Origin of the sequence: Clostridium sp. CAG:221 (assembly GCA_000435835.1) — a bacterium.
Lineage (GTDB): Bacteria > Bacillota > Clostridia > Clostridiales > Clostridiaceae > Clostridium.
This window is the reverse complement of sequence record FR883429.1, coordinates 140,304-153,657: the sequence shown is the minus strand read 5'-3', so window position 1 is coordinate 153,657 and position 13,354 is coordinate 140,304. Positions and strand designations below refer to the sequence as shown.

7 protein-coding genes are annotated in these 13,354 nt (G+C 29.0%); 5 read left to right on the top strand and 2 right to left on the bottom strand.

What is annotated here, in order from left to right; genetic code table 11:
* Nucleotides 1-15 precede the first annotated feature (15 nt).
* From Q5O44_RS15075 to Q5O44_RS15055, 5 genes are all read left to right on the top strand, one after another.
* The gene (locus Q5O44_RS15075) at nt 16-2,268 is read left to right on the top strand and encodes an ABC transporter transmembrane domain-containing protein (protein ID WP_022169285.1); all 2,253 of its coding nucleotides are present in this window, start codon (nt 16-18) and stop codon (nt 2,266-2,268) included.
* Nucleotides 2,261-4,108 (top strand): ABC transporter ATP-binding protein, encoded by a 1,848-nt coding sequence (locus Q5O44_RS15070; protein ID WP_022169284.1) that lies wholly within the window; start codon nt 2,261-2,263, stop codon nt 4,106-4,108. Before Q5O44_RS15075 ends, Q5O44_RS15070 begins: the two co-directional genes overlap by 8 nt.
* Nucleotides 4,109-4,205: 97 nt before the next feature.
* Nucleotides 4,206-7,376 carry a two-component regulator propeller domain-containing protein gene (locus Q5O44_RS15065; RefSeq protein ID WP_302638253.1) on the top strand — a complete coding sequence of 1,057 codons (3,171 nt, stop codon included), beginning with the start codon at nt 4,206-4,208 and terminating at the stop codon, nt 7,374-7,376.
* A gap of 235 nt (nt 7,377-7,611) precedes the next feature.
* Nucleotides 7,612-9,762, top strand: a complete 2,151-nt coding sequence (locus Q5O44_RS15060) for a YhgE/Pip domain-containing protein (protein ID WP_022169282.1) — start codon at nt 7,612-7,614, stop codon at nt 9,760-9,762.
* A 263-nt stretch (nt 9,763-10,025) separates the two neighbouring features.
* Nucleotides 10,026-11,783, top strand: a complete 1,758-nt coding sequence (locus Q5O44_RS15055; RefSeq protein WP_302637367.1) for a DEAD/DEAH box helicase — start codon at nt 10,026-10,028, stop codon at nt 11,781-11,783.
* A gap of 36 nt (nt 11,784-11,819) precedes the next feature.
* Here the strand turns inward: Q5O44_RS15055 and Q5O44_RS15050 are convergent, their stop codons facing one another.
* Nucleotides 11,820-12,923: a DEAD/DEAH box helicase gene (locus Q5O44_RS15050; RefSeq protein WP_291661898.1), complete on the bottom strand. Its 1,104-nt coding sequence runs from the start codon at nt 12,921-12,923 to the stop codon at nt 11,820-11,822.
* 135 nt (nt 12,924-13,058) lie between these two features.
* Nucleotides 13,059-13,247 (bottom strand): hypothetical protein, encoded by a 189-nt coding sequence (locus Q5O44_RS15045; protein ID WP_022169279.1) that lies wholly within the window; start codon nt 13,245-13,247, stop codon nt 13,059-13,061.
* Nucleotides 13,248-13,354: the final 107 nt, after the last annotated feature.

Here is a 13,354-nt window from a genome sequence, read left to right as displayed (position 1 = left end):
AAGGAGAATAAAGCAATGAAAAAATTACTAAAATATTTAAGGCCTTTTGCAGGAAGTATAGTAATTGCAATAATGTTACTATTTGTTCAAGCAATAAGTGATCTATCACTGCCAAGCTATATGTCTAATATAGTTAATATTGGAATACAGCAAAAGGGAATTGAAGATGCAGTACCTAAAGCAATAAAATCTTCTGAATTTAATAAATTATTATTATTTATTAATAATGATGAAAAAAAATTACTTCAAGATAATTATAATCTCATAAGTAAAGAAGAGTTATCTGATGAAGATTACGCAAAATATATAAAAAAATATCCTGAGTTAGCCAATGAAGAAATATATGAATTAAATACCAAGAACAAAGAGGTAAAGGAACAGCTAAATGATATTTTAGGTAGACCTATATTAATAACATCGCTATTTGAAAGTGGAGATGCAGCTAAATTTATAGAAACTTTTAATAATAACATGGCTGCACCAGAAGGTGCTGACATGGGAAATATGGATCCTTTTATAATTTTATCTAATATGCCAGAAGAGCAAGTTTTAGAAATTGTTGAAGGAATTAATAAAAAGTTAGATGAAATGCCTGAAAGTATGATTACTCAATCTGCAGTTACATATGTTAGAGAGCAATATAGAGAATTAGGAGTAGATACTGATAAAATACAGACAAATTACTTATTTGTAGCAGGTGCTAAGATGCTAGGTGTTGCTTTAGTTGGAACTATTGCAGCAGTGATAGTTACATTTATTGCAGCAAGAACAGCTGCAGCATTGGGAAGAGATTTAAGAAAAGATGTATTTAATAAAGTTGTAGGTTTTTCTAATGCTGAGTTTGATAAATTCTCAACAGCGTCACTTATTACAAGGACTACAAATGATATTCAGCAAATAATGATGCTGATAGTTATGGGACTTAGAATAGTATTTTATGCGCCAATATTAGGAATAGGTGGCATAGTAAAAGTAGTTAAGACAGGTGCTGGAATGGGATGGATTATAGTAGTAGCTGTAATTTCTATTTTATGTTTAGTTGGAGTGCTATTTGTGTTTGCAGTTCCTAAGTTTAAGGTTGTACAAAAACTAGTGGATAAATTAAACCTAGTAATAAGGGAAAGTTTAACAGGAATGCTTGTAATAAGAGCTTTCAGTACAGAAAAGTATGAAGAAGAAAAGTTTGAAAAAGCTAATATGAATTTAACAAAGACAAATCTTTTTGTTAATAGAATAATGTCTATGATGATGCCACTAATGATGTTTGTTATGAATGGAATAACCCTTCTAATCGTATGGGTAGGTTCTCATAGAGTGGATTCTGGGTTAATGCAAGTTGGAGATATGATGGCATTTATGCAATACGTTATGCAGATAATAATGGCATTCTTAATGATTTCTATGGTATCAGTAATTTTACCAAGAGCATTAGTTTCAGCAGGACGTGTATCAGAAGTATTAAATACTGACATTGCTATAAAAGATATTGAAAATCCAGTTAGATTTAACGTTGAAAAGAAAGGTGAAATTGAATTTAGAAATGTTTCATTTAAATATCCAGGTGCAGATGAATATGTATTAAAGGATGTTAATTTTAAAGCTAAAGCTGGAGAAACTACTGCCTTCATAGGAAGTACAGGTAGCGGTAAATCAACACTTATTAATTTAATTCCACGTTTCTATGATGTTACTAGTGGTGAGATTTTAATTGATGGAGAAAATATTAAAAATGTTTCATTATATGATTTAAGAGAAAAGATAGGATTTGTACCACAAAAAGGAATACTTTTCTCAGGAACTATTGAATCTAATTTAAAATATGGTGGAGAACATATCAGTGATGAATATATGAATAAAGCAGCTGCTATAGCTCAAGCAACTGAATTTATATCCAGTAAGGAAAGTGGATTTAATACAGAAATCTCACAAGGTGGTACTAATGTATCAGGAGGACAAAAACAAAGATTAGCTATTGCTAGAGCACTGGCTAAAAATTCAGAAATATTTATTTTTGATGATAGTTTTTCAGCTTTAGATTTTAAGACAGATGCTAAGTTAAGAAAGGCTATAAATGAGGAGTTAAGTGATAGTACGCTATTAATAGTAGCTCAAAGAATCAGTACTATAATGAATGCTGACCAGATATTAGTATTAGATGAGGGAAAAGTTGTAGGAAAGGGAACTCACAAAGAGCTTATGGAAAATTGTGAAGTTTATAGACAGATAGCTCTATCACAACTTTCAAAGGAGGAGCTTGAAGATGAGTAATCAGCAAAGAAAAATGAGAGGTCCCATGGGAGGACACATGGGCGGAATGAAAGCCAGTGGTGAAAAAGCTAAAGATTTTAAAAAGACTATGAAAACATTAATGTCTTATTTAAGACCTTATAGATTGATGATAATAATAGTAATAATATTTGCCATAGGTTCAGCAGCATTTTCAATTGTAGGACCTAAGATATTGGGAAAAGCAACGACGGCTTTATTTGAAGGTTTAATTAGTAAGGTTACAGGGCAGTCAGGATCAGGAATTGATTTTGGCTATATAGGACAAATAGTAATAGTATTATTGGTGTTATATATAATTAGTACTGTTTTTTCATTGATACAAGGATTTGCTATGTCAGGAATAGCACAAAAGGTTTCTTATAAGATGAGAAAAGAAATTTCAGAAAAAATTAATAGAATGCCTTTAAAGTATTTTGATACTAAAACCCATGGAGAGGTATTATCAAGAGTTACTAATGATGTTGATACAGTGAGCCAAACGTTAAATCAAAGTATGTCACAAATAATAACTTCAGCCACAACTTTAATTGGTGTACTTATTATGATGTTCTCAATCAATTGGATAATGACATTGGTAGCATTATTAATAGTACCAGTATCTTTAGGTCTTATATCAATTGTAGTTAAGAAGTCACAAAGATATTTTAAGAGTCAACAAGAATATTTAGGACATGTAAATGGCCAAGTGGAAGAGGTATATTCAGGGCATAATATAGTAAAGGCCTTTAATGCAGAGGAAAGAGAAATTAATACATTTAATGATTTAAATGATACTCTTTATAAAAGCGCTTGGAAATCTCAATTTTTATCAGGGCTTATGCAACCAATAATGATGTTTGTTGGTAATTTAGGATATGTGTTAGTATCAATTATTGGAGGGTTTTTAGCTATAAAAGGTGCCATAGAGGTAGGGGATATTCAAGCTTTTATTCAATATGTAAGATCTTTTACACAGCCTATAGCACAAACAGCACAAATTGCTAATGTTCTTCAATCTACAGCAGCTGCTGCTGAAAGAGTTTTTGAATTCTTAGATGAAGAGGAAGAAGTTAAAGATGTAGAAAATCCTATAAGTACTAAAGATATTGTTGGTGAAGTAGAATTCAACCATGTACATTTTGGATATAATCCAGAAAAAATAATAATTAATGATTTTACAGCTAAGGTTAAACCAGGTCAAAGAGTAGCTATAGTAGGGCCTACAGGTGCTGGTAAAACAACTATGGTGAAGTTATTAATGAGATTCTACGAAGTTAATGAAGGAAATATAACCATAGATGGACATAATATAAAGGACTTTAGTAGAAGCGATTTAAGAAAAATGTTTGGTATGGTGCTACAAGATACTTGGTTATTTAATGGTACTATAATGGAAAATTTAAGATATGGAAGATTGGATGCCAGTGATGAAGAGGTTAAGAGAGCTGCTAAGGCAGCCCATGTAGACTCATTTATTAAAACACTTCCAGATGGATATAATATGGAATTAAATGAAGAAGCAAGTAACGTATCACAAGGACAAAAACAACTTCTTACTATAGCAAGAGCAATACTTGCAGATCCTAAAATACTTATTCTTGATGAGGCCACAAGTTCTGTTGATACAAGGACAGAACTACTTATACAAAAAGCTATGGATAAATTAATGGAAGGAAGAACAAGCTTTATCATAGCTCATAGATTATCAACTATAAGAGATGCAGATTTGATATTAGTAATGAAAGATGGAGATATTATTGAACAAGGAAACCATCATGAATTATTAAAAAAAGGCGGGTTCTATGCATCACTATATAATAGTCAGTTTGAAAATGCATAATATATATAAGATACCTAAAGTTTATTCTTTAGGTATTTTTTTCATAAAATATGGTATAATGTAAAAAGCAGTCGAAATGAAAGGGAAATTTGTTGGCATGAATTTAAAAAGTAAATATTTAATTATAATTTTAGCAGTAATTATTATTAAAATTAATTTCAGTATTAATGTTAAAGCTGAAGAATATAGCAGATTTAACAATATATCCATTGAAGATGGTTTGAGTCAAGCTACTGTTGAAACTATGATGCAAGATAGCAAAGGTTATATATGGCTAGGAACAAATGATGGCTTAGATAGGTATAATGGATATACATTTAAAAAATATTCCTATGAAAAAGGAAGTAAAAATAGTTTAGTAAATGGTTATATTTTAGATATTAAAGAAGATAGTGAAGGAAATATATGGGTTGCCACAGCAGCAGGTATAAGTAAGATATATAATGATGGAGAAAAGGTACAGAACTATACTAGTGATAGTGAGTCAGGTAATTTATCTAATGATAATACTGCTACATTGTTAATATCAAGTTCTAATAAAATTTATGTTGGAACAGCTGAAGGAATAAATTTATATGATAAAAAAACAGATAAATTTAACTTAATATATCCAGAATTAAAAGAAGAATATGTAAATTCTTTAGCAGAGGATAAGTATGGTAATATATGGGCTGGTACTGAAAATGGGTTATATAAGATAAATGTTGTTACCAATGCTATTGAAAGATTTGAAAGTACTGATGATGTAAATACCATAAGTGAAAATTATATTTATAAGGTTTATTATGATGGAGATAAGCACATATGGGTAGGAACTTATGATAATGGATTTTGTAAATTAAATATTGAAAATAATAAAGTAACTAGATATTTACTAACAAGAGAGGATGGCACAATAAGGGGAGCCTTTGTGAAGAATTTTTTGAAGGATCATAGAGGAAATATGTGGATATGTACTGATGAAGGTGTAGTGTTATTTGATATAGATAAAAATATATTTACATGGTATGAAAATAAGGTTTATGATCCTCATAGTTTAATAGATAATAATACATTTTCTATTTTAGAAGATTATAGTGGATTAATTTGGATTGGTACATATTCTGGAGTAAGCACTTTTGACCCATATAGCACCATAGGCCATTACAAGAATGATCCGTTTAATAGCAAAAGTATAAATGAAAAGGCTGTATCAGGAATTTATGAAGATGATGATGGACTGCTTTGGATAGGGACATCTTCCAGTGGAGTAAATATTTTAAATAAAGATAGAGACGTTATAGAATGCTTAACCACTGCTAATGGTTTAAGCAATAATAGAATAACAGATATAACTGGAGCTGGAGATTATATATTTATAGCTACTTATAATGGATTGAATGTTGTAAATAGAATAAGTGGTGAAATAGAAATTTATGATGAGGAAGATGGATTAGCAAGTAATATAGTAAAGAAGTTATTTTATGATGAGCTAGGATATTTATATATAGGTAGCATTGCAGGATTAGATGCCTTAGACTTAAATGGTAGGTCAGTAATAAAGTTAAATTATATTTTAGATGAAATTGGAATGAATAGTAAAAATATTAGCGCAATATATAAGGACTCAAAGAGAAATTTTTGGTTTGGAACTTTTATAGATGATGGGCTTATTAAGATTGAGGCAGATACAGGTATTGTAGATATATTTAAAAATAAGGAAAATGATAGTTTAAGCTTATCCGATAATACCATAAGGTGTATAGGAGAAAATTCAAAAGGTGAGATTTGGATTGGGACAAACTTTGGATTAAATAGGTATAATGAAAAAGATGATACATTTACTTCATATACTACTAAAGATGGCTTAGCCAATAATACAATTTATGGTATATTATTTGATGATAAAGATAATCCATGGGTAAGTACAAATTTAGGTATAGCTAAAATTAATATAGATACTAATGTCATAAATAATTTAAATATAACAGATGGTTTGCAAAGTAATGAGTTTAATGGCAATTCATATTTTAAAACAAAGAAAGGTGAATTTATTTTTGGAGGAATTAATGGTTTTAATTTATTTATTCCTGATGAAGTTGTAATTAAAGGCCCAAACTTAAATATTGTTTTTGATGATTTTGAAGTTAATGGAAGTAGTAGAAAGAGTATAAATAATCAAGTCTTTAAGTTTTCAGAAAATAATATAAGAGTGAGTTTTTTCCTTCCAGATTATAAAAGTATGAGAAATATACAGTATTATTATACTTTAAATGAGGAAGAAGATGGTTGGATACCTCTTAGAAATAATTATGTTAATTTAGCTAATTTAGCACCAGGAAATTATGAATTAAAGGTAACAGCAAGGTCAGCAGATGGAAGTTACAGTGATACTCAGATAGCTCGATTCAAAATTAACCCACAAGTTTGGAAGAGTAAGGAAGCAATTTTAGTTTATATTATTATTATTATATTTTTTATTATAAATAATAGAGTTAAAATAAAAAAATTAGATAAGATGGTTATGGAGAGAACTAAGCAATTAAGTAATGAAATGGAAAAGAATACTGGATTACTTAACAAAGTTATAGATTTAGAAAGAAAAAAGAATAGTTATTTTGTAAATCTATCACATGAATTAAGAACTCCTTTAAATGTAATATATTCAACACAACAGCTTATTATAGAATTGAATAAGAAAGGTATATTAAAGGAAAGACTTGATAACTATATGGATATTATAGGACGTAATAGCAAGCGATTATTGAAGATGATTAATGATATAATAGATACCACAAAGATGGAAAGCGGATGTTATCATTTAAATATTACAGAAACGAATATTGTTTATTTAGTGGAAGAAAGTGTATTAACACTAAAAGATTATATAGAAGGAAGAGGGGTTAATCTTATAGTAGATCCTGAAATGGAGGAAAAAACTATTAATTGTGACAATGATGCAATAGAGCGATGTATAATTAATCTTGTAAGTAATGCAGCAAAATTTACCGAAGCAGGAGATAGTATAACTGTAAGGATAATAGAAGAAAAATCTCAAGTTAAAATTGAGGTTATTGATACAGGTATTGGTATTGCAGAGGAATATCATGAGACAATATTTAATAGATTTAATCAAATTGTAGATAATAATTCAGAAAAAAATGGCGGAAGTGGATTAGGACTAACTATAACAAGACAAATAATTGAACTACATAAGGGTAAAATATATGTAGAGAGTAAAATAGGAGAAGGTAGCAAGTTTACTATAATATTGCCTGATAATTTTTAACAATTATATTTTTAAATATGAACAAATATTTAAAGTATGTTCATATTTTTAGACTGATTAGTATAAAAATATAAAAAGGCATATTTTTAAAGCATAATTAAACATAATGGACATAAAAAAGAAAATTTGCCCTAATATGAAGTTTGAAGAGTTTATCTAAAAATTATAATATATATAAATAAAAAGGATGATGGAAACATCATTATATAACTTAAGATAAGAAAGGGGTAAAAAAGTGAAGAACATTTTAAAAATTTACAAAGAAGATATGAAGAAAATTTTTACTAATTATGCAGCATTAATAGTATTTATAGCACTTTCTATATTACCTTCTTTGTATGCATGGTTCAATATTAAAGCGTGTTGGGATCCATATGGAAAGGAAGCAACTAGCCAAATAAAAATAGGAGTAGTAAATAATGATAAGGGAGCAGAACTTCGAGGAGAGCCTAAAAATATAGGGGACCAGATTATAGAACAGTTAAAAGAAAATGATGTTATGGGCTGGCAGTTTGTTAGTGAAAAAGAAGCTGTAACAGCCGTTGAGGAAGGTAGGTATTATGCAATGCTTACTATTCCAGAGGAGTTCTCTCAAGATATATTATCATTAATAACTAATAATATTACCAAAGGTAAAATTATTTATACTGTTAATGAAAAGATCAATGCAATAGCGCCGAAGATTACTAGTAAAGGTGCAACAGCAGTGCAGGAAAATGTTAATGAAACAGTTATTAATACGGTAAGCGATATAGTTCTTTCAACAGCAAAAGATTTTGGAATAGAGATTGAAGGACAGCTACCTAAGTTAAGCAGTATGTATGATAAGCTTTTGGAGATTCAATCTAAGTTTAAGGATTTATATGAAACAACGGATATAGCTTATGATGGAGTAACTGAAATAAAGAGTTTAGCAACAAGTCTTAAAGAGGATATCCCTTTAATTACAGATACTTTAAGCAATACAAGAGGGTTAGCAACAAATATAATTGACTTTATCAGTAAATCTCAAACAGAGATAAATAATATAGCGCCAACCATTAAAACTGATATAGGTTTAGTAAGAGACTTAGCAGATGAAGTATCATCTTATGTAGATGTTGTTATTAATGCTATAAACACTGGTAGTGAAAATGCAAATGTATTATTAGGAAACTTAAATACTAAAGTAAGTGGACTTAGAGATTATCTTACATCTATAAGAGTATTAGTAGAAAAAATAAATGGTCACTCACAAAATGGAGCATTATCAGATGTGCTTAATAATTTAATAACAGCTGAAAATACTTTAAATCAGTTATATAATGAAATTGAAAGTATAAAAAATTCACTAGCTAATGGAAACTTAATAGATACATCAAAACTTGAAAATGTAAAAACTGTATTAAATGATGTGAGCAATATTACAGGTAATTTATATGATAGATTTGATTCAGAGATATTAGGAAATATAAATTCTATATTAAATACTGCCAATGATAGTGCAAAAAGTGCATTAGAAATATTACAAAGAGCACAGGATAAATTACCACAAGTTGAAGAAATACTAACAACAGTTTCTACTTTATGCGACAAAGGTATTGAAGGTATACAATATGCAAAGGATAATTTACCAAAAGTAGAAAATATTTTAAATGACATAACTGCAAAGATAGGAAGCCTAAAGGATAGTGACGATTTAAAAGACTTATTAGAATTAATAGAAAATAATGTTGAGGAAAGAGCTAATTATCTTGCTTCACCAGTGGAATTAGAAGAAAATACTTTATACCCTATGGGTAATTATGGTAGTGCAATGACTCCGTTTTATTCAGTATTAGCACTTTGGGTAGGTATGACTTTATTGGTATCTATGTTTAGCGTTCAAGCACATGGAGAATATAAACCTATGGAAGTATACTTTGGAAAAATGTTATTGTTCCTTACAATAGGAATAACACAAGCTTTAATAGTAGCATTGGGGGATTTATATTTATTAGGAATATATTGCGTAAATCCAGCATTGTTTGTAGTAGGAATTTTATTTGCAAGTATAACATTTGTGGCTATAGTGTATTCACTGGTATCGGTATTTGGCAATGTAGGAAAAGTAGTAGCTATAATATTACTTGTTTTACAAGTAGCAGGTTCAGGTGGAACATTTCCTATACAGCTTACACCTAAGTTCTTCCAAGTGATAAATCCATATTTACCATTTACGTATGCTATTTCATTTGCTAGAGAAGCAATAGGTGGAGTGGTTCAGTCAGTACTTGTGAAGGATATAGTTATAATGTTAATTTATATAGTAGTAGCAATACTTATTTCAATATTCTTAAAGAAACCAATCAATAACCTTTTAAGTGGATTCACTAAAAAGTTCCATGAAAGCGGACTAGGAGAATAGAAATTAATTATGAATTAAGAATTATGAATGATGAATTAAAGATAAAAGTGCTAGATATATTTTGTATCTAGCACTTTTTTTTAATTTTCTAAAATTAAACTAGGCATAATAACATTCTAAATTTCACATAATTATATATAAATTATATAGTTGTGATTTTTAAAGTGCAAATTAAAGAACAAATTCAAGGAAATAATAAAAGATATGAAGTAGAATATGTTAAAATAAGTTATAAGGATACTTTTGGAAAGGGGCTTAAATGCATGAAAAAAAATGCTGCTCAAAGAGAGTTTAAAAAATTAAAGGGACAAATAGCTAATATTGAGGATATAATAAAGCATTCTAAAGCAGGGGCTTTAGTAGAGCAGGAAACTGCACTTAGAAAGAAACTTAAAGCTTTAAAGGAAATGGAAAATCAAGGTTTTAGGGAATATAAAGAAGTAGTAATGAAATATGAAGAAGCTTTAGAAGAAGCATCTAAGAAACTCTTAGAAGATTATAATAGAAAAAATAAAACATCATTTGATTTTTATGATGTAATTGCGGGAAATTATAATTCCTTTCTTAATTCTGGATTTATGACGGTACTTACTAAGCTTCATATTCCTAAAATAGTAGGTGAAGAATTTGAAAAGAATTTCCCAGAAAATCCAAAGGATGAGTATAAACTAGCAAGAGCAATAAAGAGAAAGGTTATAATTCATTTAGGTGATACCAATACAGGAAAGACGTATAATGCCATTGAACGTTTAAAAAATGCAAAGAAAGGCATATATTTATCTCCTCTTAGGATTCTTGCACTAGAGAATTATGAAAAGCTTAATAACGAAGGTGTTACTTGTGATTTAATGACTGGTGAGGAAGAAATAATAAATGAAAATTCTACTCATGTATCATGTACTATTGAAAAAGTAAATTTAAATGAAGAATATGATATAGCTGTTATTGATGAGATACAAATGATAGGTGATAGTAGAAGAGGAATGGCATGGAGTAGGGCTTTATTAGGCTTAAGATGTAAAGAAATACATATATGTGGAGCTTTAAATACTAAAGAACTATTACAAAAGATATTAACTGATTGTAATGATGATTATGAAATAAATGAATATACAAGAAATACGCCATTGGAAGTTGAAAATAAAAACTTTAGCTACAATGATACTAAGGAAGGAGATGCTATTGTAGTATTCTCTAAGAAAAGAGTTTTAGAAATAGCACAAAGCTATTCAGAGAAAGGTATTAAGGCAAGTATTATATATGGAGACTTACCACCTGAAGTAAGAAAAATGCAGTATGCAGAATTTTTAAATAAGGAAACTAAAGTATTAGTTACTACTGATGCAATAGGAATGGGAGTAAATCTCCCAATTAGAAGAATTATTTTTATGTCAGTTTCTAAATATGATGGAGAGGAAGTTAGAGAGCTTACATCACAAGAAGTAAAACAAGTTGCTGGAAGAGCAGGTAGAAAAGGTATATATGATGTAGGATATGTAGCGTCTATAGGAGGTACACAAGATCTTATTAAAGAAAAGCTAGAGATGAAGGATAAGCTTATAGATAAGGCAGTTATAGGTCCATCAGATGCCATATTAAAAATTAAAAATTTACCATTAAATCAAAAATTGGCATTATGGAAAGATAGAAAAGAAAGTTTAGATTATTATACAAAGATGGATATAAGTGAATACTTACTAATTCTTGATAGAATTAAAAAGTATAAGTTAAAGGAAATAGATCAGTGGAAATTAATAAGAGTTCCTTTTGATGTTTCCAGAGATGATTTAATGGAAGCGTTCTTATTCTATGTAGATGAGCTATTTGTATTAAAATATAAGGAATTAACAAAACCTCAATGCTTTGCAGGAAATTTAGATGATTTGGAAATATACTATCAAAAAATAAATATGTATTATTCATTCTCAAAGATATTTAATTTAGACTTTGATGTGGAATGGGTCTATAGCGAAAGAAGAAGGGTAAGCGAAGACATAAATGATATTCTAGTGAGAATTTAGTTAAAAAGGGGAGGGAAGAGTTTGCTTCCCCTTTTTTTATAGCTTTCTTCTCGGTATAGTAAAGCCTATTTTTTCTTCAATTTCTTCTAGTACCTTGAAGTTTTTAGGGTCAACGAAAAGGCATGTATAGCCTTTTTCACCAGCTCTTCCAGTTCTACCAATTCTGTGTATATAATCAGTGGCTTTTTCAGGAATATCATAGTTGTAGATATGTGTTACTCCATTTATATCAAGTCCACGAGAAGCTACATCTGTGGCAATAAGGAATTGTATATCTGCATTTCTAAATGATTTAATAATTCGTTCTCTTTTAGATTGAGGAATATCACTATGAATCTTTGCACAATTAAATTTTCTTTGGTGCATAGCAATTTCAAGCTCATCAGCACGTCTTTTTGTTCTACAGAATATTATGGCCATAAATGGATTATCTTCAAGTAAGGCATTGCATAATGAATCTCTCTTCCATCTATCTGTAGTTTCCACCACTTCCTGAATTATATTATCAAGAGTAGGTTCTTCTTTTTTTACAGAAAAGACAAATGGGTCAGTGGTGAATCTATAGGCTAATTTTTTAACAGCTGAATCCATTGTGGCAGAAAAACATAAAGTTTGGCGTTTTTTTGGCAAAACTTTCATGATTTTTTCAACTTCATTTTTAAATCCCATTAGAAGCATTTGATCAGCTTCATCTAAAACAAAGGTTTTTAATTTTGATAAGTTTACAGTTTTTCTATCTATATGATCTAAAAGTCTTCCAGGAGTAGCAACAATAATATGTATATTACCTTTCAGTTTTTTTAATTGTGAACTAACATCTTTTCCACCATAAAGAGAAAGTATGTTTACTTCTTTGCCTTTAGAAAGCTTATGGGCTTCTTCTGTTATTTGTAGTGCTAATTCACGAGTAGGTGTAAGTATCAGTGCTTGTATATTATTATCCTTTATACTTATCTTTTCAAAAATAGGAAGTAGAAAAGCCAGTGTTTTACCACTACCTGTATGAGCCTCACCAATAACATCATTACCTGACTTTATGGCAGGAATGCTTTGACTTTGTACTTCTGTAGGTTCAGTAATTCCAGAGGATTTTAAAACTTTAATTAAATTTTCACTTATATTTAAATCTTTAAAATTCATATTAACCATCCAATTTTTATTTCCAATATTAATATTAAATGCATTAAGATAAGTCATCATGATTTATCTTAATGCATTTTATTTTTAAAATTACATTTAATTATGTAAAATATTAAATATTAAATTTAGAATTAATTAGCAAACTCTTTTTATATAATCTAAAAGTTCTTCTTCAGTTGAAGTTTCAATTAATTCATCATTAATATATGCAACAAATTCTTGTCCGCATTGACCGATGCATCCAACTTCAACATTTTCATCACCAACAATTGTTTTAATGGCATCAATATCAACATTAGAACAATATCCGCATACTCTTATCATAGAAAGCACCTCCTAGATATTATTTTTCTTTAGTAATAATTTTCTCACAAAAATTTACTTTTACCGAATATACTCTTTAAGCAACATTATATTATAACTAAATAAAA